This is a genomic window from Streptomyces sp. NPDC048197, from assembly GCF_043202395.1.
Lineage (GTDB): Bacteria > Actinomycetota > Actinomycetes > Streptomycetales > Streptomycetaceae > Streptomyces > Streptomyces siderophoricus.
Genome location: NZ_JBIDAJ010000013.1, coordinates 134,301 through 158,451, shown reverse-complemented (window position 1 = coordinate 158,451; position 24,151 = coordinate 134,301). Strand labels below are relative to the sequence as shown.

23 protein-coding genes and 2 pseudogenes are annotated in these 24,151 nt (G+C 72.7%); 9 read left to right on the top strand and 16 right to left on the bottom strand.

Going from position 1 to position 24,151, the window contains the following annotated elements:
* Nucleotides 1–305: 305 nt before the first annotated feature.
* The 7 genes and pseudogenes from dnaG to ACGF4C_RS19365 all read right to left on the bottom strand — a co-directional run.
* Nucleotides 306–2,228 carry a DNA primase gene (gene dnaG, locus ACGF4C_RS19395; protein WP_393567703.1) on the bottom strand — a complete coding sequence of 641 codons (1,923 nt, stop codon included), beginning with the start codon at nt 2,226–2,228 and terminating at the stop codon, nt 306–308.
* A gap of 136 nt (nt 2,229–2,364) precedes the next feature.
* Complete coding sequence (locus ACGF4C_RS19390; RefSeq protein ID WP_393567701.1) at nt 2,365–3,399, bottom strand: pyridoxal-phosphate dependent enzyme; 1,035 nt, start codon at nt 3,397–3,399, stop codon at nt 2,365–2,367.
* A gap of 9 nt (nt 3,400–3,408) precedes the next feature.
* The gene (locus ACGF4C_RS19385) at nt 3,409–4,674 is read right to left on the bottom strand and encodes an NAD(P)/FAD-dependent oxidoreductase (protein ID WP_388961395.1); all 1,266 of its coding nucleotides are present in this window, start codon (nt 4,672–4,674) and stop codon (nt 3,409–3,411) included.
* Between the two features lie 259 nt (nt 4,675–4,933).
* Nucleotides 4,934–6,247, bottom strand: a complete 1,314-nt coding sequence (locus ACGF4C_RS19380; RefSeq protein ID WP_393567699.1) for a deoxyguanosinetriphosphate triphosphohydrolase — start codon at nt 6,245–6,247, stop codon at nt 4,934–4,936.
* Nucleotides 6,244–7,125, bottom strand: coding sequence for a sirohydrochlorin chelatase (locus ACGF4C_RS19375; RefSeq protein WP_393567697.1), 882 nt, complete (start codon nt 7,123–7,125; stop codon nt 6,244–6,246). Before ACGF4C_RS19375 ends, ACGF4C_RS19380 begins: the two co-directional genes overlap by 4 nt.
* 207 nt (nt 7,126–7,332) lie before the next feature.
* Nucleotides 7,333–8,358 (bottom strand): annotated as a pseudogene (locus ACGF4C_RS19370) (adenosine deaminase); the annotation flags it as partial.
* A gap of 134 nt (nt 8,359–8,492) precedes the next feature.
* A pseudogene (locus tag ACGF4C_RS19365) lies at nt 8,493–8,912 on the bottom strand (gamma-glutamylcyclotransferase family protein); the annotation flags it as partial.
* Between the two features lie 272 nt (nt 8,913–9,184).
* Between ACGF4C_RS19365 and ACGF4C_RS19360 the strand changes: the two are divergent.
* Nucleotides 9,185–9,892, top strand: coding sequence for a vancomycin high temperature exclusion protein (locus ACGF4C_RS19360; RefSeq protein ID WP_393567695.1), 708 nt, complete (start codon nt 9,185–9,187; stop codon nt 9,890–9,892).
* A 108-nt stretch (nt 9,893–10,000) separates the two neighbouring features.
* On the opposite strand, the gene ACGF4C_RS19355 is transcribed toward ACGF4C_RS19360, so the two are convergent.
* The gene (locus tag ACGF4C_RS19355; protein WP_393567694.1) at nt 10,001–11,017 is read right to left on the bottom strand and encodes a trypsin-like serine peptidase; all 1,017 of its coding nucleotides are present in this window, start codon (nt 11,015–11,017) and stop codon (nt 10,001–10,003) included.
* 1 nt (nt 11,018) lies between these two features.
* Nucleotides 11,019–11,405, bottom strand: coding sequence for a divalent-cation tolerance protein CutA (gene cutA, locus ACGF4C_RS19350; protein WP_393567693.1), 387 nt, complete (start codon nt 11,403–11,405; stop codon nt 11,019–11,021).
* 237 nt (nt 11,406–11,642) lie between these two features.
* Here cutA and ACGF4C_RS19345 point away from each other — a divergent pair, with 237 nt between their 5' ends.
* Together ACGF4C_RS19345 and ACGF4C_RS19340 are read left to right on the top strand one after the other, a co-directional pair.
* A complete protein-coding gene (locus ACGF4C_RS19345) occupies nt 11,643–12,011 on the top strand; it encodes a cupin domain-containing protein (RefSeq protein ID WP_393567691.1) in 369 nt (122 codons plus the stop codon).
* A gap of 49 nt (nt 12,012–12,060) precedes the next feature.
* Entirely contained in the window at nt 12,061–13,005 is a 945-nt protein-coding gene (locus ACGF4C_RS19340; RefSeq protein WP_393567689.1) for a class I SAM-dependent methyltransferase, read from the top strand.
* Nucleotides 13,006–13,067: 62 nt separating this feature from the next.
* Here ACGF4C_RS19340 and ACGF4C_RS19335 read toward each other — a convergent pair whose 3' ends face one another.
* The 4 genes from ACGF4C_RS19335 to ACGF4C_RS19320 form a co-directional block, all read right to left on the bottom strand.
* On the bottom strand, nt 13,068–13,856 hold the full coding sequence (locus ACGF4C_RS19335; RefSeq protein WP_393567687.1) for a sulfite exporter TauE/SafE family protein: 789 nt from the start codon (nt 13,854–13,856) through the stop codon (nt 13,068–13,070).
* 170 nt (nt 13,857–14,026) lie between these two features.
* Entirely contained in the window at nt 14,027–14,536 is a 510-nt protein-coding gene (locus tag ACGF4C_RS19330) for a hypothetical protein (RefSeq protein ID WP_393567685.1), read from the bottom strand.
* Nucleotides 14,537–14,642: 106 nt separating this feature from the next.
* Entirely contained in the window at nt 14,643–14,936 is a 294-nt protein-coding gene (locus tag ACGF4C_RS19325; protein ID WP_393567683.1) for a YciI family protein, read from the bottom strand.
* A 49-nt stretch (nt 14,937–14,985) separates the two neighbouring features.
* Complete coding sequence (locus tag ACGF4C_RS19320) at nt 14,986–15,318, bottom strand: hypothetical protein (RefSeq protein ID WP_393567681.1); 333 nt, start codon at nt 15,316–15,318, stop codon at nt 14,986–14,988.
* Nucleotides 15,319–15,478: 160 nt separating this feature from the next.
* On the opposite strand from ACGF4C_RS19320, the gene ACGF4C_RS19315 reads away from it, so the two are divergent.
* From ACGF4C_RS19315 to ACGF4C_RS19300, 4 genes are read left to right on the top strand one after another with little or no spacing between them, the layout of a single operon-like run.
* The gene (locus ACGF4C_RS19315) at nt 15,479–16,306 is read left to right on the top strand and encodes a helix-turn-helix domain-containing protein (RefSeq protein WP_393567680.1); all 828 of its coding nucleotides are present in this window, start codon (nt 15,479–15,481) and stop codon (nt 16,304–16,306) included.
* Complete coding sequence (locus ACGF4C_RS19310; protein ID WP_393567679.1) at nt 16,303–16,524, top strand: DUF397 domain-containing protein; 222 nt, start codon at nt 16,303–16,305, stop codon at nt 16,522–16,524. The genes ACGF4C_RS19315 and ACGF4C_RS19310 overlap by 4 nt, the downstream gene beginning before the upstream one ends.
* A gap of 9 nt (nt 16,525–16,533) precedes the next feature.
* Complete coding sequence (locus ACGF4C_RS19305; RefSeq protein WP_393567678.1) at nt 16,534–16,809, top strand: DUF397 domain-containing protein; 276 nt, start codon at nt 16,534–16,536, stop codon at nt 16,807–16,809.
* Between the two features lie 12 nt (nt 16,810–16,821).
* Entirely contained in the window at nt 16,822–18,012 is a 1,191-nt protein-coding gene (locus ACGF4C_RS19300; protein ID WP_393567676.1) for a M20 family metallopeptidase, read from the top strand.
* A gap of 72 nt (nt 18,013–18,084) precedes the next feature.
* Here the strand turns inward: ACGF4C_RS19300 and ACGF4C_RS19295 are convergent, their stop codons facing one another.
* On the bottom strand, nt 18,085–18,960 hold the full coding sequence (locus ACGF4C_RS19295) for a helix-turn-helix domain-containing protein (RefSeq protein ID WP_393567763.1): 876 nt from the start codon (nt 18,958–18,960) through the stop codon (nt 18,085–18,087).
* A gap of 111 nt (nt 18,961–19,071) precedes the next feature.
* Between ACGF4C_RS19295 and ACGF4C_RS19290 the strand changes: the two genes are divergently transcribed.
* Nucleotides 19,072–19,848: an alpha/beta fold hydrolase gene (locus tag ACGF4C_RS19290; protein WP_393567675.1), complete on the top strand. Its 777-nt coding sequence runs from the start codon at nt 19,072–19,074 to the stop codon at nt 19,846–19,848.
* 116 nt (nt 19,849–19,964) lie between these two features.
* Nucleotides 19,965–22,067, top strand: a complete 2,103-nt coding sequence (locus ACGF4C_RS19285; RefSeq protein ID WP_393567674.1) for a glycoside hydrolase — start codon at nt 19,965–19,967, stop codon at nt 22,065–22,067.
* Here the strand turns inward: ACGF4C_RS19285 and ACGF4C_RS19280 are convergent.
* Together ACGF4C_RS19280 and ACGF4C_RS19275 are read right to left on the bottom strand one after the other, a co-directional pair.
* Entirely contained in the window at nt 22,031–22,696 is a 666-nt protein-coding gene (locus ACGF4C_RS19280; protein ID WP_030415009.1) for a response regulator transcription factor, read from the bottom strand. The two genes, ACGF4C_RS19285 and ACGF4C_RS19280, sit on opposite strands and share 37 nt — an antisense overlap.
* 55 nt (nt 22,697–22,751) lie before the next feature.
* Nucleotides 22,752–24,143, bottom strand: a complete 1,392-nt coding sequence (locus ACGF4C_RS19275; RefSeq protein ID WP_393567672.1) for a sensor domain-containing protein — start codon at nt 24,141–24,143, stop codon at nt 22,752–22,754.
* Between the last annotated feature and the right edge of the window lie 8 nt (nt 24,144–24,151).

The window sequence follows — 24,151 nt, the reverse complement described above, 5'->3', positions numbered from 1 at the left end:
GACACACTCCCGCCACGAGGGGCGTGCGACCACTTTTTGAGTCCGGTCCGTGACCGGACGGCTACCGCGGGGTGTTACGGGGTGGCTCGGCCGGGAGGAGCCGGGGGCGGGGCCAGGGGGCGGGGGCGTGGGGGAAGCGTTGGGCGGGCGCGGTGGGGCTCGGGGGCCCCTACGGGGCGTTCGAACGCATCCCGTAAGGGTCGCGAGGGCCCCCTGCGGGTCCACAACGTAGCGGCACGGTGGGGTTGTTCCGGGTCGGGGACCCCGGTCGGGGCTCCGGTCGGGATCCCCGGCTCAGTCGCCTGCTACAGCGCCGCGTAGCCGCGTTCGCGGAGGGATTGGCCGTATTGCTGGAGGACCCAGAGTTCGTTCTGGACGGCGGCCAGGTGGTCGGGGTCGGCGCGGGGGCCGAGGCGCTGGAGGGTGCCGCGGATTTCGGTGACGCGCTGGTTGACCGCGGCGAGGCGGACCGTGACCAACTGGACGCCGGCGTAGGCCTCGTCGGGGTCGCGGCGGGTGTGCAGGGGCTCGACGGCGAGTTCGGTGATCATGGCGCGGACGGTGTCGTCGGGGGCGGCCTCGCGCACCCGGGCGATGTAGCCGTTGTCGGCGGCACCGGCCGTGGCGCCGCCGGCCTCCTCGATGCACTGGCGGACCACGGCGTAGGGCGGCGCGGTGAACTCGTCGGCACCGTAGGCGTCGAAGGCCGGGGAGACCAGGTCGGGGCGCTGCAGCGCGAGCTTGAGCAGCTCCCGCTCGACGCGGTGGGCGGGGCTGCGGAGGTTGAGCGCGGGGCCGCGCGGGACGGCCGGGCGGGGCGGTTCCGCGGCGGCCGGGGCCGTGCCGGGGCGGGGTCGGCGGCCCTGGTCGGGGCCGGTGCCGTCGCGGCCGCGTTCGCGGGCCCAGCGGGCGAGCTGGGCGACCCGCTTGACCACGAACTGGGTGTCCAGGATGCCGAGCATGCCGGCGAGCTGGACGGCGGATTCGTGCTGGATGGAGCTGTTCTTGATGTTCGCCACGATGGGCGCGGCCTCGTCGAGTGCGGCGGCCCGGCCGACGGCGGTGTCGAGGTTGTGCCGGGAGACGACGTGCCGCAGGGCGAACTCGAAGAGCGGGGTGCGGGACTCGACGAGGTCGGCGACGGCGTCGTCGCCCTTGTGGAGGCGCAGGTCGCAGGGGTCCATGCCACCGGGGGTGATGGCGATGGAGGTCTGCGCGGCGAACTTCTGGTCGTCCTCGAAGGCGCGCAGGGCGGCCTTCTGGCCCGCGGCGTCGCCGTCGAAGGTGAAGACGACCTCGGAGCCGGAGTTGTCCATCAGCAGCCGGCGGAGGATCTTGATGTGGCCCTCGCCGAAGGACGTGCCGCAGGTGGCAATGGCGGTGGTGACGCCGGCCAGGTGGCAGGCCATGACGTCGGTGTAGCCCTCGACGACCACGGCGCGGTTGCCCTTGGCGATCTCCTTCTTGGCGAGGTCGATGCCGTAGAGGACCTGGGACTTGCGGTACAGGGGGGTCTCGGGGGTGTTGAGGTACTTGGGGCCGTTGTCGTCGTCGCGGAGCTTGCGGGCGCCGAAGCCGACGACCTCGCCAGCGATGTCGCGGATCGGCCACATCAGGCGGCCGCGGAAGCGGTCGATGGGCTTTCCGCTGCGGCTGTCCTGGGAGAGGCCGGAGACGATCAGCTCCTTGTCGCTGAAGCCGCGGCCGCGCAGGAAGCGGGTGAGGTGGTCCCAGCCGGCCGGGCTGTAGCCGACGCCGAAGTGCTGGGCGGCGGCCTGGTCGAAGCCGCGCTCGGCGAGGAAGCGGCGGCCGATCTCGGCCTCGGGGCTGTCGAGCTGGTCGACGTAGAACTGGGCGGCGGCCTTGTGGGCCTCCACCAGGCGGGTGCGCTCGCCCTGCTGGCGGCCGGGGGTGTAGCCGCCCTCTTCGTAGCGCAGGGTGATGCCGGCCTGGGAGGCGAGGCGCTCGATGGTCTCGGCGAAGGAGAGGTGGTCGATCTTCATGATGAAGTCGACGGTGTCGCCGCCCTCCTGGCAGCCGAAGCAGTGGTAGAGGCCCTTGGCGGGGCTGACGTGGAAGGACGGGGACTTCTCGTCGTGGAAGGGGCAGAGGCCCTTGAGGTTGCCGCCGCCGGCGTTGCGGAGCTGGAGGTACTCGGACACGACGGCGTCGATCGGGACCGCGTCCCGTACCGCCTTCACATCGTCATCGTTGATCCTGCCTGCCACGCGTGAATTCTACGGCCGGGGTCGGACAGTCCCGGCCGCGTGGGCCTCGCGGCCGGGCCGGCCGGGCACGGGGCGGCGGGCATCGGGCCAGGTCACCGCGGCGGGGCCGGATTCCCCCTGGATCGCAGTCGGGCCGTCAGCCGTCCGCGCCCGCCATGACCGCCAGGAACCGGTCCAGGCCGATGTTACCGCCGGAGATGATCACGCCGGTGCGGGGCGGGAGCGGACCGGCCTTGCCGGCGAGGAGGGCGGCCAGGGCGCTGGCGCCGCTGGGCTCGGTGACGATCTTCAGTCGTTCGAAGGCGAACGTCATGGCGGCGCGGATCTCGTCGTCGGTGACCAGGACCACCGAGTCGAGGAGGCGCTGGTTGATCGCGAAGGTCAGGGCGCCGGGGGTGTCGACGGCCTGGCCGTCGGCGATGGTGCGCGGGACGGGGATGGTGACGGGGTGGCCGGCGGCCAGTGAGCGCCGGGTGTCGTCGCCGGCCGTCGGCTCGACGCCGATCATGCGGATGCCGGGGGCGAGGGCGGTGGCGGCGGTGGCCGAGCCGGCCATCAGGCCGCCGCCTCCGACGGGCACCAGGAGCGCGTCGAGCGGACCGGTCTCCTCCAGGAGTTCCAGGGCGGCGGTGCCCTGGCCGGCGATGATGTGCGGGTGCTCGTACGGCGGGATCAGGGCCAGTCCGCGGTCCTCGGCGAGCTGCTGGGCGAGGGCGGCCCGGTCGCCGGTGTAGCGGTCGTAGCGGACGATCTCGGCGCCGTAGCCGGCGGTGGCGTCCGTCTTGGAGCGCGGGGAATCCTCGGGCATCACGATGACGGCGTGGCTGCCGAGTTCGCGGGCGGCGAGGGCGACGGCCTGGGCGTGGTTGCCGGAGGAGTAGGCGACCACTCCCCGGGCGAGCTGGTCGGGGGCGAGCCGGGAGAGGGCGTTGTAGGCGCCGCGGAACTTGAAGGCGCCGATGCGCTGGAAGTTCTCGCACTTGAGGTGGGCCTCGGTGCCGGTCAGCGCGTCGAGGGTGCGGGAGCGCAGGACGGGCGTGCGGTGGGCCACGCCCGCCAGCCGCCGGGCGGCGTCCCGGACGTCGTCGAGGGTGACGGTGTCCGGGGCGCCGGGGCCGGCGGGGCGGGGGTGGCCGCTGGGGCCGCTGGGGCCGCTGGGGCTCTGCGTCATGGGCGCACGCTACGGGAGCAGCGAGGCGAGCGGAACATCCGGATCGGCCAGCGCGGCGGGCTCCAACGGGGCACCGCTGCGGATGAGTTGCTGGATCGTCTCGGCGACGTCCCAGACATTGACGTTCATGCCCGCCAGCAGCCGGCCGTCGGCGGCGAGCCAGAAGGCGACGAACTCCCGCTTGGCGACGTCGCCACGGCAGACGACCTGGGCGTACGAGCCGGGCGGAGCGTAGCCGGAGTACTCCATTCCGACGTCGTACTGGTCGGAGAAGAAGTACGGGACGCGGTCGTAGCTGATGTCCTGGCCGAGCATGGCGCGGGCGGCGGCCGGGCCGCCGTTGAGGGCGTTGGCCCAGTGCTCGACCCGGATGCGGGTGTCGAGCAGGGGGTGGTCGGCGGCGGCGACGTCACCGGCGGCGTGGACGTACGGGTCGGAGGTGCGCAGCGCCGCGTCGACGGCGATGCCGCCGCCGGCCTGGGGGTCGGCGAGGTCGAGGCCGGCCTGTTCGGCGAGGGCGGTGCGCGGGGCGGCGCCGATCGCGGCGAGCACGTCGTGGGCGGGGTGTTCCTCGCCGTCGTCGGTGCGGACGGCGACGACCATGCCGTCCTGGCCGACGATTTCGGTGAGGCGGGCGCCGAAGTGGAAGCGGACGCCGTGTTCGCGGTGCAGGTCGGTGAAGAGGGCGCCGAGTTCGGGGCCGAGGATGCCGTGCAGGGCGGTGGGGGCGGGTTCGACGACGGTGACCTCGGCGCCGTAGGAGCGGGCCGCGGCGGCGACCTCCAGGCCGATCCAGCCGGCGCCCGCGATGACCAGCCGGCCGCTTTCGCGGCCGAGGGAGGCCAGGACGCCGCGGAGCCGCTCGGCGTGGGCGAGGCGGCGCAGGTGGTGCACGCCGGCCAGGCCGGTGCCGGGGATGTCCAGGCGGCGCGGTTCGGCGCCGGTGGCCAGCAGCAGTTTGTCGTAGGCGATGAGGGTGCCGTCCCCGAGGCGGACGGTCCGGCCGGCCGGGTCCAGGTGGACGGCGGGCTGGCCCAGGTGGAGCTCGATGTGTGCCTGGGCGTACCAGGCGGGTTCGTGGATGAAGACGCTGTCGCGCTCCTCCTTGCCGAGCAGGTACCCCTTGGAGAGCGGCGGGCGCTCGTACGGGTGGTCGCGCTCGTCACAGATGAGGATCACCCGGCCGGTGAAGCCCTCGGAACGGAGCGTTTCCGCGGCCTTCGCCCCGGCCAGGCCACCCCCGACGATGACGAACGTCTGGTGTGCGTCGACCACTTGCTTCCTCCTCGTTGCGGTGCCGTACGTCCGCGTCCGCGTCCGTAAACGCCCCCGATGTGCCCCCGGTGTGGTGTTTCCGGTGTCCCTTCCCCCGTGTGCCGACCGGGTGTGCCGTCCCGATGCGCTGTCCCGGTGTGCTTTCCCTCGTAGATGTGTGCGGTGTTGGCGGGGTTCTCTTTGTTCGCCGTTCGACAACGGTCGGGTTCGAGCGTCCCGCACGGAGCGTGAGGGGGGAAGAGGGGCTTCCCCCCTAGGGTCACCCTGGGTTGCCCGGCGCGTTACCGGGCCGTCGGGTGAGACGGGCGTGCAGGGAGCGGGCCGTCGTGTCCGTCAAGGCCGCGATCTGGTCGATGACGGCCCGCATCCGCGCGGTGTCGTCGGGGGCCGCCTCGAACAGCGAACGGAACTGCGGGTCAAGGCCGTCGGGGGCCCGGGCGAGGAGGGCCTCGGCCAGTTCGGCGATGACGATGCGCTGGTCGGCGCGGAGGGCTTCCTGGTCCGGGCGCTGCATCACGTACCGGTCGGCGACCGCTTTCAAAACGGCGCATTCGAGCCGGGTTTCGGCCGGAACCACCAGCTCCGCGGTGTACCGGGTCAGCCGGCCGCTCCCCCACCGGGCCCGCGTCGCGCCCTCCGCGGCGAGGCAGAAACGGCCGATCAGCTGGCTGGTGGCGTCCTTGAGGCGGGCCTGGGCGAGTGCGCTGCCGTCGTAGCCGTGCGGCCACCACTCCTGCTCCAGCAGGCGGTCCAGCGCCGCGGCCAGTTCCTCGGGGCCGGCGCCCGGGGCGTAGCGCTCGGCGGCGACCGCGAAGATCTCGGCGCGCTCGGCGTCGGCGAGCAGGAGGTTGGGGTCGAGGTGGCCGGCGTGCAGCCCGTCCTCGACGTCGTGCACCGAATACGCCACGTCGTCGGACCAGTCCATGACCTGGGCCTCGAAGCTGCGGGCCGCGTCGGGCGCGTCCTGCCGGAACCAGGCGAAGACCGGCCGGTCGTCCTCGTAGACCCCGAACTTCGGGGAGTGCGGGTCGGTGGGGTGCGCGCCGCGCGGCCAGGGGTACTTGGTGGCGGCGTCGAGGGCGGCGCGGGTGAGGTTGAGGCCGACGCTGAGCGCCGTGCCGTCCGGTGCGGGCACGAACCGCTTGGGCTCCAGACGGGCCAGCAGCCGCAGCGACTGGGCGTTGCCCTCGAAGCCGCCGCAGGGCGCGGCGACTTCGTTGAGGGCCTGTTCCCCGTTGTGCCCGAAGGGCGGGTGGCCGAGGTCGTGCGCCAGACAGGCGGTCTCGACCAGGTCGGGGTCGCAGCCGAGGGCGGCGCCCAGTTCCCGGCCGACCTGGGCGCACTCCAGGGAGTGGGTCAGCCGGGTGCGCGGGCTGGCGTCCCAGGCGTGGGTGAGCGTGCCGGGGGTGACGACCTGGGTCTTGCCGGCCAGTCGGCGCAGCGCCGCGGAGTGCAGCACCCGGGCGCGGTCGCGCTGGAAGGCGGTGCGGCCCGGGCGTTTGTCGGGCTCGGGGACCCAGCGTTCGGTATCGGCCGCGGTGTAGCCGGTGATGGTCGGTCGTGTGCCCGTCATACAGCGACGGTAGCCGCCCGGATGCTTTCGGGACCGGATCCGGTGCGGGTCAGGAGCGCCTGGTCGTAGCGGTGCAGTACGAGGCGGGCCAGCGCGGGGTGGTCTCCCAGGGGCGCGGCGGCGACACCGGGGGCGGCGGCCGCGCACTGGGTGGCGAAGCGGCCGGGGGCGGTGAAGCAGCCGGCCAGCGCGATCCGCTCGTGGCCGTCGGCGGTCAGCGCCCGGACGGCTTCGGCGACGGTCGGGGCGGCGGCGGACGCATAGGCGGGGACGACCGGGAGGCCGCCGAGGCGGGCGGAGAGGAGGCGGGCGGTGTGCTCGGTGTCCCGGGCGGAGCGGGCGGCCCGGGAGCCCGCGGCGGCCAGGACCACGGCCGTACTCCCGGGCCCGGCGGCGGCGCCGGCCTCCAGCAGCCGGCCGTGCAGCGCCTCGGCGAGGAGCGGGTGCGGGCCGAGCGGCGCGGCGATCCGGCCGGTCAGATGGGGTGCGGCGGCGAGCGCGGCGGGCAGGTCGTGGGTGACGTGGTAGCCGTGGCCGAAAAGCAGCGGGACGAGGACGGCGTCGCCGCGGAGGTCCGCGAGGGTGTCGGCGAGCAGCGGCCGGTTGAGCTCGATGTGCCCGAGCCGTACGGGGAGGCCGGGGCGGAGCGCACGGACCCGGTCGAGGAGCGCGCGGACGGCCGGCAGGGCGCGCGGGTCCCGGCTGCCGTGCGCGACGGCGACGAGGGTGGGGGCGGCCGGGCGCGGTGGGCGGAAGCCGCGCAGCCGGGCCGTGCGGAGCCCTCTGCTGAGCTGGGCGGTGATCTCGGCGGCGAGCTCGCCCGCACCGAGCGGCGCGGAGGAGGCGGAGGCGGAGGGCTGCGGTATCGGCACCGTCATGATCCGAGCGTGGCAGCCGGGCGTTGCGCTGCCGTTTCGTGGTGGGGAACTCCGTGTTCCGTATGCCTGCCGCCGGCGTGACGCCCCGTGTGCGCCGGCGTCACGCGTTACGGCCCCGGTGCGTCGGCGTCACGCCCCGTGTGCGCCGTCGCCGTCCTCCGCACTGTCCCCGCCGCTCGCCGCGTCGCTCTCCCTGGTGGCGACCTCGTGGGCGTCGATCTCCTTCAGGTAGCGCTCGCGCGTCGGCTCGTCCAGGAAGGACGCGCGGAAGGAGTTGCGGGCGAGGGTGCACAGCGTCGCCTCGTCGAGGCCGAGGGCGTCGCGTACGGCGGTGAAGTTGTCGTCCGCGTAGCCGCCGAAGTACGCCGGGTCGTCGGAGTTGACGGTCACCAGCAGCCCGGCGTCCAGCATCGCGGGCAGCGGGTGGTCCGCGAGGTCGTCGACCACCCGCAGGCGGAGGTTGGACAGCGGGCAGACCGTGAGCGGCACCTGGTCCGCCACCAGGCGGGCGACCAGTCGCTCGTCCTCCATGGAGCGCACCCCGTGGTCGATCCGGTCCACGCCGAGGACGTCCAGGGCCTCCCAGACGTACGCCGGCGGGCCCTCCTCGCCCGCGTGCGCCACGCACTTGAGCCCGGCCTCCTTCGCCCGCGCGAAGACCTCCCGGAACTTCACCGGCGGATGTCCGACCTCGGCCGAGTCCAGCCCGACGGCGGTGAGCCGGTGCAGGTGCGGCCGGGCCGCCTCGAAGGTGGTCAGGGCCGACTCGGCGCTCTCGTCCCGGAGGAAGCACATGATCAGCCGGGTGCTGATGCCGTACGTCTCCTCGGCGGCGTCCAGCGCCCGGGCCAGGCCGTCGATCACCGTGCCGATCGCGACGCCGCGCGCGGTGTGCGCCTGCGGGTCGAAGAAGATCTCGGCGTGCCGTACGCCCTGCTCCTTGGCGCGGGCCAGATAGGCGTGCGCGAGGTCGGCGAAGTCGTCCTCGGTGCGCAGCACGGCCATCAGCGCGTAGTACAGGTCCAGGAAGGACTGCAGGTCCTCGAAGGAGTAGGCGCGGCGCAGCTCGTCCTCGGTAGCGTAGGGCAGCCGCACGCCGTTGCGCCGGGCGAGCGCGAAGGCCAGTCCGGGCTCCAGCGTGCCCTCGATGTGCAGGTGCAGTTCCGCCTTGGGCAGCGGCCCGGCGGCCGGCCGGTCGGTGGAGGGGTTCGGGGAGGAAGCCACGCTGGTCAGACCTGTTCTGCGGTAGGTGAAGGGCCCTCGGTACTACGGGAGGGATCTTCCAGGTTAGTCGCCGGAGTGCCGGAGCCCACCGGGTGGTGGGGAGCCGCGGAACCGACCGGGTGAGGGACGCGCTCGGCGGGGGCGGCCAGCCAGTCGCCGCCCGCTATGGGGCTGCCGGTCGTGCGCAGGCGGGCGGCGAGCGGCTCGGCGGCCAGATAGACCCAGGCCCGTACGGTGCGGCCGTCCGGGCGGACGGCGGCGGTGACCACCCGCTCGTAGAGGTTGCGCGGGTCGCCGGGGGCGTAGTCCTCCAGCCGGTCCAGCACCGTCCGTACCTCGTCGTAATCGGCGGGCCGGGGGTGGACGAGCGCGCCGTGCACCACCGCGTCCGGCGGCCCGGGGATCGCGTACGGGTAGCCGGGGCCGTCGTAGAGCAGGGCGCCGGCGATCCGGGCCGGTTCCTCGTGGGCGGTCCGGCCGCGGAGCGCCCAGGCGTGGTTGGCCTGGCCGGGGAGCAGCGTTCCGTAGACGAAGAAGGGCAGGCGCTCGGGCTCGGTGGTCATGGGGGCGCGGTCCTCTCCCGGGTGGTGGGGTCCTCTCCAGGGTCGTACGGCGTGGGGGCGTACGGCACGGGGGGTTGTAGGCCATGGGGGTCGTCCGGCTTGCAGCCGCATTGCATCGCCCCGCACTGCCCGTCATCGGCCGGTGCAACCATCATCGGCCCGTGGGCGTCGGTGCCTGCAGACACGATCGCGATCGGACGCGATCAGATGCAGTCGGGCCCGGTCCGGGTGCGAGCGGCTGCGATCACTTGCGATCGGGGACGGGGCGGGGCATGCGGGAGCCGGTGGCAGGGCTGGTGCGGCGCATACAGGGCGGGGTGTCCCGGCTGCGGCTGCCGCGGACCCGGCGCGGGCAACGCCGCGCCTTTCAGGCCGTGGTGGCCGCCACGGTGCTCGCGCTGGCCCCGGCGACCTGGCTGAACGCCACCGCGGGCCCCCGGGTGCGGACCGTTGCCGACGCCCCCGCCGCACCGGTCGCCATCGTCTTCGGCGCGGGCCTGTGGGACGGCAAACCGTCCCCGTACCTCGCCCACCGGCTGGACGCGGCCGCCGCGCTCTACCGGCGGGGCACCGTCCGGGCCCTCCTGGTCACCGGCGACAACAGCCGCCACGACTACGACGAACCGGACGCCATGCGCGGCTATCTGCTGCACCACGGCGTCCCGGCCCGGAAGATCGTCAGCGATTACGCGGGCTTCGACACCTGGGACTCCTGCAGCCGGGCCCGCCGGATCTTCGGCGTGGACCGGGCGGTGCTGGTCAGCCAGGGCTTCCACATCCGGCGTGCGCTCGCACTGTGCACGGCGGCCGGGATCGACTCCTACGGGGTCGGGGTCGCTGCCAAGCGCGATGTGACCTGGGCGTACGGCGGTGTGCGGGAGATCTTCGCGGCCGGGAAGGCGGCGGCGGACGCGCTGCTGCGGCCCGACCCGCAGTTCCTCGGCCCGCGCGAGAAGGGCGTGACGGAGGCGCTGCGCTGAGGCCGGCCGGGGCGCTGCGCCGAGGCGTGACGGAGGCGCTGCGCCGAGGGCGCGCGCCTCCGCCTCCGGCCCCTGGCCCGGTCTCAGGCCCCTGGCCCCTGGCCGGTCTCAGGCCTTGGTCGCGCGGGCGTACAGGCTGAGGATCTTCGCCCCGAAGTAGGGGCTGTAGGAGACCCGGTCGCTGTTCGGGCCCTTGGGGCCGCCGCCGTTGAGGCCGCCGATCAGCCCGATGACCCGGCCGGTCCCGGTCCGCTCGTCGAAGCCGGCGAGCCAGGGGCTGCCCGAGGTACCACCGTAGAAACCACCACATTCCATGCGGAGTTGGTCGGTGCCGGCGAGCCGGGAGGTCCGGGTGACGCAGCGCACCGCACGGTCCTCCGGGTCGTTGCGGACGGTGGGGTAGCCGATGACGGTGACGTCGTTGGTGTAACCGGGCGTCGGGGCGAGGATGTTGCCGCCGGTGACGTCCTCCAGCGCGCGGCCGTCCGCGTCGTGCTCGACGGTGGCGAAGGCGAAGTCGAGGTCGGACTTGTCGCCGGTGGTGCCGCGGTCCGGGTAGGCGAAGGACTCGTCGATCGCCCACACCCCGTACGGCTGGGTCTGCGCACCGGAACGATACTGCGGGACGAACGCGGCACGGTCGCCCGGATTGCAGTGCCCCGCGGTCAGGATCAGGTTGCGGTGGGGGCTGTGCACGACGCTGGCGGTGCAGTGGTGGGCCCGGGCGTCGCCGTCCACCGAGAACAGCACGCCGACGGTCGGGATGCCGTCGAAGTGCCGGGCGGTGGCGGGGAGTCGGGCGGCGGCACCGGACGGCCGGGCGGCCGGGGCGGACCCGGAGGACCCCGCCGCGCCCGGGGTGGCCTTCGCGGCCGGTGCGGCGGCGGCCATCCGCTCGGGCGTCCAGTAGGCGGCCGCGTCCCGGCTGGTCCAGGGCGCGTCGGGGGCCCGGGTCGGCCGGTCGCCGGCGGCGGCACTGCCCCGGGCGCTCTCGGCCGCGTGCACGGCCGGCGCCGCGGCCAGGCAGAACGCCATACCGAGGGCCGTCGTCACGGCCTTGCCTCCGCGGGTCAGCAGGGGGGTGCGCAGCGGGCCCGGGGTCCGCCGCCTCGCGTGTCGCGCCACGTCAGCTCGTCTCCTCTGCGACCCAGGACAGATAGCCGGCCCCGCCGCGGGTGATCGGGGTGGCGATGATCTCGGGGGTTTCGTAGTCGTGCGCCTGGAGGAGGTACTGCTCCAGCTCCGGGTAGCGCACCTGCGAGGTCTTGAACAAGACCTGCCATTCCCGCGAGGTCTCCACCGCGTCCTTCCAGCGGTAGACCGAGGTCACCGGGGCGCCGACCTGGGCACAGGCGGCGAGCCGGCCCTCGATCGCGCCGCGGGCCAGGCGCTCGGCCGCCTCCTCGCTGTCCGTGGTGGTCATGACGGTCAGGAACTCGGTGGACACGGGCGGTTCACCCCGGCGGGAGGTCGGGTCGCCCGGGCGGGAGGTCGGGTCGGTGGGATCGGCCACGGCGGCATCCTTCATGGTGGGGGACATGGCGCGGGCACATGGTGGGCACCCGGTGGGGGACAAACGGACGCTGCCCGCATCGTACGGACCGGGATGATCATTCCTCAGCTGACGGGCCGCCCCCCGCAGGGGCACGCACCCGGAAGCACGGGGCCGAATTCCCCGGTTGCATCCGCTGGTACAGCGGCAACGATGGAAGGGAGCCAGCCGCCGGCACCGCATCGAAAGGCCAGCACCATGGACGACCTCGACGCACTCACCCGCCAGCAGCTCGACGACGCCAGGGCCTCCGCGCACGGACGCAGCGCCCATCTCTTCCTCCACGACGGTCCGCTGCGGCAGACCGTGATCGCACTGATCGCCGGCGCCTCGCTGGACGAGCACCAGGCGCCACCGGCGGCGAGCCTGCAGGTCCTCAAGGGCCGGGTCCGGCTGACCGGGCCGGGCAACGGCAGGGAACTGAAAGCGGGTCAGATCGTCGTGCTCCCGCAGGAGCGGCACGGAGTGGAGGCCATGGAGGACTCGGCGGTGCTGCTGACGTCCGTCACGGAGTTCAAGGGCGAGGACGTCCGCGGCGCGGAGACGGCGGGGGCGGCGCGGGGGTAGAGGCCCTCGACTCTTCACGTTCTTCTGAATCTTATGTAGCTTGAGGAGCATGACGAGTTCCAGGCCCGGTGACGGCCCCGCCGGTAATCGCCCGCGCGGCAGCGGCCCCCGCAGCGGTGGGGCGGGCACCAGCGGGCCGGGCATTAGCGGTCCGGGCATTAGCGGTCCGGGCACCGGCGGGCCGGGCAACGCGGTGCGGCTGACCGGCGAGAAGGAGACCCTGCTTCCCACGCTCTACGCCCGCGCGGTCGACTGCCTCTCCCCCCACCCGGTCCTCGGCGACACCATGGCCCTGGACACCGTCCGCCGGATCGACTACGACTTCCGCGCGATGCGGCTGAGCGCCGGCGACGCCGTCACGGTGGCCCTGCGCGCCCGCCAGTTGGACCGCTGGACGGCGGAGTTCCTGGACCGGCACGACGACGCGGTGGTGGTGCATCTGGGCTGCGGCCTCGACACCCGCGTCCACCGGCTGGCCCCGGGCCCCGGAGTGCGCTGGTTCGACGTCGACCACCCCGAGGTCATCGCTCTGCGCCGGCAGCTGTTCCCGGAGCCGGCGGCCGACTACACGGCCGTCCCCTCCTCCGTGACCGACCCGGCGTGGGTCGCCCAGGTGCCCGCGGACCGGCCGCTGATGATCGTCGCCGAGGGGCTGCTGATGTACCTCACCGAGGCGGACGCCACCGCGCTGCTGCGGCGGCTGATCGTCCACGCACCGCACGGCGCCGCGGCCTTCGACGCCTTCAGCGGCTTCGCCGTCCGTACCCAGCGGCTCAGCCGTGTGCTCAGGAAGGCCGGGGCCCGGGTGCGCTGGGGCACCGACCGCGCGGGGATCGCCGCGCTCAGCCCGCGCCTGCGGATCGTCGAGGACGTCAGCGCACTGGAGCTCCCGGGGATCGGGCAACTGCCGCCCGCTTCCCGGCTGGCCGCCCGGGCCGCGGCCAAGGTGCCGGCGGTGCGGGACACCTGGCGGCTGTACCACTGCCGGTTCTGAGCCGCCGGGCCACAGCCGATCGAGCCGCCCTTCGCCCCGCATCGCGGCCCGCATCGCGCCCCTCAGACCGCGATCCACTGGTCGTACGCCAGCTTGCACAGCAGGGCGACGACCACGACCACCAGCACCCCGCGGACGAACCCGGCCCCGCGCTTGAGCGCCATCCGGGCACCCACCAGGCCGCCCACGAGGTTGAACAGCGCCAGCAGCGCGCCGAGTTGCCACAGCACGGTGCCCTGGACGGCGAACATCGTCAGCGCGCCGACGTTGGTGCAGACGTTGACGACCTTGGCCGTGGCGGACGAGGTCACCAGGTCCATGTGCAGCACCGCGGCGAGCGCGATGACCAGGAACGCGCCGGTCCCCGGCCCGATCAGGCCGTCGTAGAAGCCGATGCCCAGACCGGCGACGAGGACCGCGGCGAGCACCCGCCGCCGGGAGACCGGTCCGGACGGCGCCGGTGCGGTCCCGAAGGCCGGGCGGAAGAGCACAAAGGCGAGCACACCCAGCAGGACCGCCATGATCAGCGGGCGCAGCACCTCGCTGTTGATCCCGGCCGCGAAGAACGCCCCGCCCAGCGAGCCGGCCACCGCCGCCAGCCCGATCCGCAGCGCGGTCCGCAGATCGATCGGCGCCTTGTGCACGTAGGTGACCGCGGCCGCCGTCGTGCCCACGATGGCGGTGGACTTGTTGGTGCCGAGGACGTACGCGGCGGGCGTGTGCGGAAGGCCGACCAGCAGCGCCGGGAGCAGCAACAGTCCGCCCCCGCCCACCACGGCGTCGATCCAGCCCGCCGCGAGCGCGGCCAGGCAGAGCAGGGTCAGGGCGAACAGCGATATGTCAGCGGGCACCGGCTGATCTTAAGAAGCGGGCCGCGGCCCGGGCCCGGAATTACGGCCGCTGTGACGAACACCGCCGGGGCGGGAGGGGCATGCGTCCGCGGGAGGGACGTACGTCCGCGGGAGGGGCGCACGTCCGCGGGAGGGACGTACGTCAGCGGAAGGGGCGTACGTCCGCCGGATCAGAGGCAGCCGTCCAGGGTCGAGGTGCGGCCGTAGGGCAACTCGCGCCCGTCGATCACGACACCGACCCCCGGCGGCAGCACGGGCGGGACCAGCGCCGGCAGAGCAAGGCCGTCCCGGTCGACGCTCACCTGGATGCGCTCGGGAGATTCCGTCGCGATCTCGTACATGTCCTGGGGCAGCTCCTCCCAGATCGCGTACTCCTCCATGCCGTCGTACCGCCCACCGGGCTCCGGTACACCGCCACTGGTCCGCATGTCCGCCGCGGACCGCATCGCCGTCAGCCCGGGGACCTTCACCGTCACGAACGGGCCCAGCTCCCTTTCCGTCAGGAGCTCCCCGCGCTGGTACACCCTGACCACGAACGCATCGCCGACCGCCCACGAACCCGTGCGCACGTAGTACGCGACCGAGGCGTCGAGCTCTTCGAGGTCGCTGCACACCTCAAGGTGCTCCCAACCACCGCCGCCCTGCCAGAGCGAGCCCTCGAACACGTAGAAGCTGTACACGGCGCCCCCCGAAGTGCCTCGGTGCGTCTCGGTGTGAATCGGTGTGAATCGGTGTGTCTGCGTGTGCGTGGGGGCGGTGCTCGCGCCACTGCTGCCGAGGGAGCACTCACCCATGGCGCTTGAGGTCCTCCAAGCCGGGCGCGACCAGCAAGGGTTCGAACTCGACCACGCTGTGCGAGGCGACGCCGTTGAGCACGTACGGATCGGTCGCGAGGAGCTGGCCGAGCTCCTCGACGGGCATCTTGGCGGTCAGGTAGATGCCACCCACCAAAGGGACTTGGCGCCCGACTGCCAGCAGCAGCCGCCGTGAAATGAGGTCCTTCAGCCAGTCGCCGTGGGCCGGTCTCCACGGGTCCACTTCCGCCAGGGGCGCCGTATAGGTCACTGTGACAACGAACATGGCGGGACCGTAACCGAGCGCCAAGTACTCCAGCGACGGCATTCCACGATCAGCGGCTTGACCGCTGGTTAAGAACCAGCCGCTCACCCCGGCTCTCCGCGATCCGCTGCACCGCGTCGAGCGCCTCCGTCAGCTCGACGGTCAGCAACTGAAGCTCCCCGGTCGTCCAGCTCCGCCCGTCGAGCATCCGCCGCGCCTCTTTGCGCAACTCGGCGGTGTAGCAGAGCTGCTCGGCCTCGATGTCGTCCGCAAGCCGCGAGATGAAGCCCTCGCCGTCCCCGAGGAGCAGGCATGGCTTCCCGTCGGGGCCGGTCCAGGGGAGGAGTCGGGGGGTGGGGGTCGAGGTGGGTGCGGGGTTGCATGTGGGGGTTTCGTCCGTCATGTCGTCGGCCTCCTGGGCGCGCTTGCCGAGTAACCGGATGTAGTCATTCGGTCACGCGGACAACGCGACGGGCAATAGAATCGGATCACTTGCACAAGAGCCTGCAAGTCACCTGCCTGCTGAAATGCCGGCGGCGATCGCATGGCGAGAGGTCACAGCGATGGACGAGGCAACCTCACCCGACCACTTGAACCCGCTTCAGCGCTTCGGGCGCGACGTGAAACAGGTACGCCTGGCACGCAAGCTCACCCAGAAGGGCCTGGGCAGAGCCGCGGGCTACTCCGAGGCGTACGTCAGCAGGGTCGAGGCCGGCGTTCTGGCCAGGCCCAGCGAGAAGTTCGCCAAGGGTCTCGACATCGCCTTCGGAACGGGCGAGTTGTTCGCCGGGCTGCTACGCAGGATCGACGAAGGGGACCATCCGTCGTGGTTCGTTCCGTACCTCAACCTGGAGCGCAAGGCGTCAAGAATCCTGGATTACTCGGCGAACCTTGTCATGGGGCTGCTCCAGACCGAGGACTACGCGCGGGCCATCTTCCGCGCGTACTTCTCCAACGAGGAGCCGGAGGTGATCGAGGGCACGGTCGCCGCGCGACTTCGGCGGCGCGAGGTGTTCGAGCGGGACGATAGGCCGTTCCTCTGGACCATCCTGCAGGAGGCGTGTCTGCGAACGGTTGTCGGCGGCTCCGAGGTCATGGCCAGCCAGCTTGACTACCTTCTTGCCGCTGCCACGTCTCCACACGTCAAGCTACAGGTCATGCCGTTCACCGCGGGCGCTCCCGCCGCCTCGACGAAGCCATTCACTGTGCTGCGCTTCACGGACTCACCCACGGTGCTGTACACGGAGACTCGGGTAGGAGGCAGGATGAATGACTCCGCACAAACGGTCGATGCTGCCCTGGACGATTATGATCTTCTCCGGGCGCACGCGTTGTCCCCTGATCAATCACTAGCTCTGATCAAGACTCTGCTGAAGGAGTACCGCGCATGAGCCCCGAGTTGGATCTTGCAGCCGCCCAATGGGTCAAGTCCTCCTACAGCGACGCCAACGGCGGCCAGTGCCTCCAATTCACCCGCGCCCTCACCGACGCCCACGGCCTGGTCCCCGTACGCGACAGCAAGGCCCCCGACGGCCCCGCCCTTCTCTTCCCCGCCGACGACTGGACCACGTTCATCTCAGCCGTCAAACAAGGGCAGTTCGCCGCCTGAGGAGGGCGCATGGATCTCAGCACTGCGACATGGATCAAGTCCTCCTGCAGCGACGGCAGTGGCGGCGACTGCGTCGAATTCACCCGCGACTTTGCGTGGACCAAGTCCTCCCACAGCGAAGGCAACGGCGGGGCCTGTATCGAGTTCTCCCGCGCCCTCACCGACGCCCACGGCCTCGTCCCCGTCCGCGACAGCAAGCACCCCGACGGCCCCGCCCTCATCTTCGCCGCAACCAACTGGACCACCTTCATCTCGGCCGTCAAACAAGGGCAGTTCGCCGCCTGAAAAGGAGCTTCCGTGAACCTCCGCGACGACGCCCGGGCGCTGTCCGACGAGCTCATCAAACTGCGCCGTACCCTGCACCGCATTCCGGAGACGGGGCTCGAACTGCCCCGTACCCAGGAGACCGTGCTGGGCGCGCTCGACGGGGTGCCGTTGGAGGTCAGTACGGGCGACGGGCTCAGCTCGGTGACGGCCGTGTTGCGTGGGGGACGGCCGGGGCCCACCGTGCTGTTGCGCGGGGACATGGACGCGCTGCCGGTCGCCGAGCGGACCGGGCTGGACTTCGCCGCCGACAACGGGCGGATGCACGCCTGCGGTCACGACCTGCACACCACCATGCTCACCGGCGCCGCACGACTGCTCAGCGCGCACCGTGACCGGCTCGCCGGGGACGTGCTGTTCATGTTCCAGCCGGGCGAGGAGGGTTACGACGGGGCGCGGCACATGCTCGCGGAGGGGCTACTGGACGCGTCCGGGCAGCGGCCGGTGGCGGCGTACGCGATCCATGTACTGTCGGCGGGGCTGCCCAGCGGCGTCTTCCGGACCCGTGGCGGTACGGCGATGGCCGCGTCCAACACGTTGCGGGTGACGGTGCGCGGCGAGGGCGGCCACGGGTCGATGCCGCACCGTGCCAAGGACCCGGTGCAGGCGGGCTGCGCGATGGTGACCGCACTGCAGGCGTGGATCACCCGCACCTTCGACGTCTTCGACCCGGTGATCCTGACGGTGGGCACGTTCCACGCCGGTACGAAGCAGAACGTCATCCCGGACACCGCGGTCTTCGAGGCGACGGTGCGCAGCTTCTCGGACGCGGCGCAGGCCCGCGTCAAGGACGGCACGGTGGAGGTGTGCCGCGGCATCGCGGCGGCCTACGGGGTGGACGTGGACGCGGAGTTCCTGGAGGTCTACCCCGTCACCGTCAACGACCACGCGGAGGCGGACTTCGCGGCGGGCGCGATCCGCGAGGCACTGGGCGAGGAGCGCTACGTGCCGCAGGCGCAGCCGCTCCAGGGTTCGGAGGACTTCTCCCGGGTGCTCGCCGAGGTCCCGGGGGCGATGCTCTTCCTCGGCGCCCCGCCCCGCGGCGCCGACCCGGAGCGCAGCCCCAACAACCATTCCCCGCTCGCCGAGTTCGACGACGCCGTACTGGCGGACGGCGCCGCCGTCTACGCCGAACTGGCGGCGCGGCGACTGGCCTCGGCCTGATGACACCCCTTCGGAGACCTCCGGCATGACCCCCACCGCACGCGACTCCCCGCACCGCCCCGAAGACCAGGTCTACGACTCCGGCCCCTGGTGGGCGAGGCTGGGGCCGGTCGGAGCCATGGTGCCGACGGCCACCGTCGCCTGCCACGAGCCAGGGCGCATGCCTGTCGCCTTCCGGAAGAACACCGAGAAGTTGGACGCGTCGGGGAAGCCGAGCGTCTGGGCGCAGGCGGCCGCGGTGAGACGGTCGTGTGCGAGGAGCCGCTTGGCTTCCAGGACGATCCGATCGACGATGTACACCTTCGCGCTGCGGCCGGTGACCTGCTGCACCGCTCTTGAGAGAGTGCGGGGCGCGTACCCCAGTGTCCGGGCGTAGTAGCCGGCGTCGTGATGTTCCCGGAAGTGCGCTTCGACGCTGGACCGGAACAGGCGGAACACCGGATTGATCGACCGTGCTTCGGCGTGGGGGGGCCGGAGCCGGGCGATGAGTGCGGAGAGCAGGATCTCGGGCAGCTCCGTCGAGATATCCCCGGGTGGGGCGGATGCTTCGAGGAGGAGATGGTTACGCGCGGTGTCGACGAACGGCCAGTCGGCGTCGGGAATGCTCCAGTGTGCGACCAGGTTCGGGGACGCGACGAGCTCCCGGGTGGCGTGGGTGACCGGCGCGGTCGGCACGAACAGCACGACGTGCCCAGCCACGCCGGCGATGTCATCCCACCGGTGCACAGCTCCAGGAGCGACCCACACCGCGGACCGCTCCTGGATCAGGTGTCGGAGGAAGTCCACGGTGACGGAGCCGTGCCCGGCATCGACGACGGCGAGGACGTGGAAATCGGCACGCTGTGTCCCGCCGTCGTTCAGCTCGCGAAGGCGGTCGAACGTCATGGTTTCGACAGTGGCGGCACGGCGACCGACGGGCTGGTAGGTCATCTGCCGGATCACGGTCATCTGTCCAGTTTTCACCATCAGGCGACCAGTCATGCCGATGCCCCGGCCCAGCGGAAGAGATTCCATGAACACATGGAACAACCGCCCGGAACACTGATCGAGAGAGTCACGATGCACACGACGCAGCAGCCGCTGCTGCCCGCCCATGACCACCGGCCGGGGACCGGACCGACCCTGGTGTTTCTGCACTACTGGGGTGGATCCGCCCGCACCTGGGACCTCGTCGTCGACCGCCTCGCGGGACGCGACATGCTCACTGTCGACTTCCGCGGGTGGAGCCGCTCGAGCAACCTGGCCGGCCCCTACACCCTCCGCCAACTCGCCGACGACACGCTCGCTGTGATCGCCGACGTGGGCGTCACCGACTACGTCCTCGTCGGACATTCCATGGGTGGCAAGGTCGCGCAGCTCATAGCGGCGACCCGGCCCACCGGCCTCCGCGGGATCATCCTCGTTGGTTCCGCTCCGGCGAAGCCCGCCGCAGGGATCACTCCCGAGTACCGGGAAGGCCTTTCCCACGCCTACGACTCCGACGAGTCCGTCGCCGGCGCCCGGGATCACATCCTCACCGCGACCGAGTTGCCCGAATGGATCAAGTCGCAGATCGCGACCGACTCGCGGGCCGGCACCGACGCCGCCCGCATGGAGTGGCCGCTGCGCGGCATCGCGGAGGACATCTGCGAGCACACCCGCATGATCAGCGTCCCCGCCCTCGTCGTCGCCGGAGAGAACGACCATGTCGAGCCCGTCGACGTGCTCGTCAACAACCTGGTGCCCTACCTATCCGGAGCTGACTTCGCGGTGATTCCGAACACGGGTCACCTGATCCCGCTGGAAGCTCCGGCCGACCTCGTCGACGCCATCACGGCCTTCGCACCAGCAGCCTGACCATCCGGGACGCACGCCCACACAGCCGCCCATGCGCACATGAATACACGCCTATCTGCGCGACCTCTTAGAAGGCTTCTTAGAAGGCTCTTAAGGGTGCTCACTATCCAGGGGGCATGACCTCATCATTCACGATCCCCCGGGGCGTCAACTCCCCCACGGGCGGCCCGCGTCGCCGCCGATTCTCCCGGGCCCGGACCACTCGCGTCCTCGCCGCGTCCCTCGCGCTCGCCTCGACCGCCCTCGGTGTGACCGGATGTGACAGGGCCGCCGCCGGGACGCTGCACGGGAGCAAGCTGGAGTTGCCCGTGGCGGGTGGCACGGCCGTCGTGGACACCGGGACGCTCGCGGTGAGTGCGCGGGCCGGGGACGGGCGGCGGATGGTGTTGTCCGAGGCAGCGGCGGCGGCCGGGGGCGGGCTCGGGAAGCCGGGGGCGGTGACGCGTACGGCGGACGGGGCGCGCTGGAGCTATCCCGCGAAGGGGCTGTCGGTGTCGGCCGGCGTGGAGCACGGGCGGCTGCGGATCCGGCTGCGGGCGGAGCGGGACGGGTCGGTGAGCTGGCCGGTGACCGGGACGGACCGGGCCGCCTCGTCCGTTCAACTGCCGCGTGGGGAAGGGCTGGACATCCCGGTGCGGGACGCCTTCTGGAACGCGGGGGCGGAGAAGGGCGGGCTGGCCGGGAGCACGGTCGATGTGGGGGCGGATCTGGCGTTGCCGCTGTGGGGGTATGCGCTGGACGGCTCCCGCGGCCGCACCGGTGGCGGCAAGGGCAGCGGGCAGGGGCACGGGGTGAGTTATCTCGTGCCGACGGACATCGGGACGTCGTTGCGGTTCGCCTCCGTGGGCGGGCGGTTGCGGAGCACCGCCACCCATGCGTTCGACGGGGGTGCGGGGACCCGGGAGTACGACGTGTCGTTCGCGCTGACCGACGGCGACCCGGTCGCGCCGGCGGACGACTACCGCGCGTACCTCGCCCAGCGCGGGAAGCTCGGCAGTCTGCAGCGGAAGATCCGGCAGAACCCGGCCACCGCCAAGCTGCTCGGGGCGTTCCACGCGTATGTGTGGGGCGAGGCGCGGACCGCCGCCGGTATCGACAAGCTCAAGCGGCTCGGCGTGGGGCGGATGTGGCTCGGCTATGACGCCGGCCCGCATCCGATGGACGCCGCGGCGGTGCGGGCCGCCAAGAAGGCGGGCTATCTCGTCGGCCCGTACGACACGTTCGCCAACGGGCAGGACCCGAAGACCGCCGACAGTCCCACCTCGGCGTGGCCGGACCGGGTGTATCCCGACTTCTGTATACGAAAGGCGGACGGCACCCCGGAGACCGGCTTCGGCGGCCGTGGCTGCTACCTCAGCTCGCGCGCCTTCGAGAAGGCCGAGCCGACGAAGCGCTATCTGGCCGACCGTACGCGCACGATGACCGCCAACGGGGCGGACAGCTACTTCCTGGACGTCGACGCGACCGGGGAGGTCTTCCGGGACCACACCGCGGGGCACGAGATGACGAAGGCGGGCGACCGGGCCAACCGGCTGGCCCGGATGCGGCGGCTGTCCCGGGACTTCGTGCTGGGCTCGGAATCGGCCCAGCCGTGGGCCAACGAGGTGCTGGCATACGACCACGGCTCGGGCACCCCGGTCGCGGACGGCCTGTGGGCACTGGAGCGCGACAAGCCGAACTGGGGCAACTACTACCCGGAGAACGCACCGAAGGCGTTCTTCAAGCCGGTGCGGCTGCCGGCCGAGGTGGCGAAGGCGATGTACGACCCGAAGTACCGGGTGCCGCTGTACGAGACCGCGCTGCACGGCTCGCTGGTCAACGCCGAACGCTGGGAGCTGTCCTACGAGAAGCTGCCGGCGCAGAAGACCACCCGGGCGCTGCTGGCGATGCTCTACAACACGCCGCTCAACTACGTTCTGGACGGTCGCTCGCTGACCGAGCACGGGAGTGAACTTGCCGCGCTGCAGCGGTACTTCGCGCCGTTGCACCGGGCCGCGGGGACCGAGCGGATGACGTCCTTCCGGTGGCTGACCGGTGACCGCACCGTCCAGCGCACGGTCTTCGGCAACGGCACCCTGACCGTCACCGCCAACTTCGGCAGCACGGCCCACGACGGGCTGCCGGGCGGCTGCGTCGACGCCGAACTGCGCACCGACGCGCAGCCGCGCCGGCTGTGCCCGGCTCAGCTCACGCCGGCGGGGCCCGCGGCCTCCAGGTAACGCAGCACCGCGAGCACCCGGCGGTGGTCCGTCTCCGAGGGCGGGAGGCCGAGCTTGGCGAAGACATGGGCGACGTGCTTCTCGACGGCCCGCTCGGAGACGGTCAGGGCGGTGGCGATGGACTGGTTGGTGCGGCCCTGGGCCATCAGGGCCAGCACCTCGTGCTCGCGCGGGGTCAGCGCGTCCAGCGCCCGGGACCGGCGGCTCGCGCCGAACAGCTGGGACACCACGTCCGGGTCCAGCGCGGTGCCACCGGCCGCCACCCGTTCCAGCGCGGCCACGAACTCGCCGATGTCCATCACCCGTTCCTTGAGGAGGTAGCCGACGCCGGCGAAGCCCGCGCCGAACAGCCGGTCGGCGTAGGCGGTCTCCACGTACTGGGAGAAGATCAGCACGCCGGTACCGGGGTGGTCGCGGCGGAGCCGGACGGCGGCCCGCAGACCCTCGTCCGTATGGCCGGGCGGCAGCCGGATGTCCACCACGGCGGCGTCCGGGCGGTGCGCGGCGACCGCCGCGAGCAGCGCCTCGGCGTCCGCGACGGCCGCCGCGACGGTCACCCCGCGCAGCTCCAGCAGCTGGACCAGGCCCTCGCGCAGGATCGCAGAGTCCTCGGCTATGACGATGCGCATGGGGTCCCCCGTCGGGTCGTCGTGTCTGCCCCGTCCAGCCTCCCGCGAGCGCGCCTCACGTGGGCGCCCGGCCCGTTGCCGGGTAGGGAAGGCGGACGGTGATCACCGTAGGGCCACCGGGCGGGCTGTCGCAGGTCAGTGTGCCGTCGACGGTACGGATCCGGCCCAGCAGCCCGGTCAGGCCGGTGCCCGCGCCGACCACCGCACCGCCGCGCCCGTCGTCCCGCACGGTCAGCAGGAGAGCCCCCTCGGGGGAGCCGCCCGCGGGGCCGGCCGCGTCTCCCGGCCCAGCGTCCGCGGGCTCGTGCCGCGCCTCGACCGTCACCCGCGCCGCACCGCTGTGCTTGACGGCGTTGGCGAGGAGTTCGGCCGCGCAGAAGTAGGCGAGGGATTCCAGGGCCGGGGAGGGGCGCGGGCCGAGGGCGGTGTGCAGGGCGACCGGCAGCGGGGCGTCCGCGGTGAGGGTGGCCAGGGCGGTCGCAAGGCCCTGGTCGAGCGCGGGCGGATGGATGCCCCGTACGAGGTGGCGCAGATCGGTGACGGCCCGGGTGGCGTTGCTCCGGGCCGTCTCCACCACGGCGAGCAGCCGGTCCCGGTCGGCGTCCTGGGTGATCAGTTCGCCGATGAGGGTGAGGTGCATGCCCAGGCCGACGAGCCGGGCCTGGGTGCCGTCGTGGAGATCGCGTTCGATGCGGCGGAGGGTGGCCACGGCGTCGTCGACGGCGTGCGCGCGGGTCTCCTCCAGGGTGCGGATACGGGCCTCCGCGGCGCTCGGGCCCAGCAGGGCGCGCAGCAGCAGCCGGTGCGGGGCGCCCGCCCGGCGCACCAGCCAGGGCGCGAGCAGCACGAGCAGCGCACCGGCGGCGACCACCACGGTCCAGCGCGGCCAGCTGTCGAACTCCACGCCGTAAATCTGCAGCGACACCCGGCGCACCGAGCCGTCCGCGCCGCGCAGGGTGACGTAGTTCCAGCGGCGCAGCCCGGGGTGGGCGAGCGCCAGCAGGCCGTAGACGTAGCCGACCAGGACGGCGAGCAGCGGCAGCAGGGCGGTGAACGGGGTGAGCAGCGCGGCGGCGACGGCCCGCCAGCCGGCCGGGTCGCCGAGCAGCGCCCGCCGCCAGCCGAACGCCCCGGGCGCGACGCGCCGCCCCGCCGGTTCGGTGTCCATGCCCAACAGGCGCCGCGCGAGGGCGAGTTGGATTCCTCCCAGGCCGAGGGCGCCGCGTACGGTCAGTGCCAGCAGCCAGGGCCCGAGGGCGGTCCACGACAGCACGGCGCCCAGCGCCAGCCCGCCCGGCACCAGGACCAGTCCGCAGAGCGCGAGGGGCGCGGCGAGCAGGGCGTGGGCCACGGCCGCGAGGCTGCGAGGGGTGAAGGGGGCGGTCAGGACGGTGCGCAGGGGGCGGGTCCGGGGCACCGGGCCCGTGGAGCCCGCAGCCCCCGGCACGGTCGTAC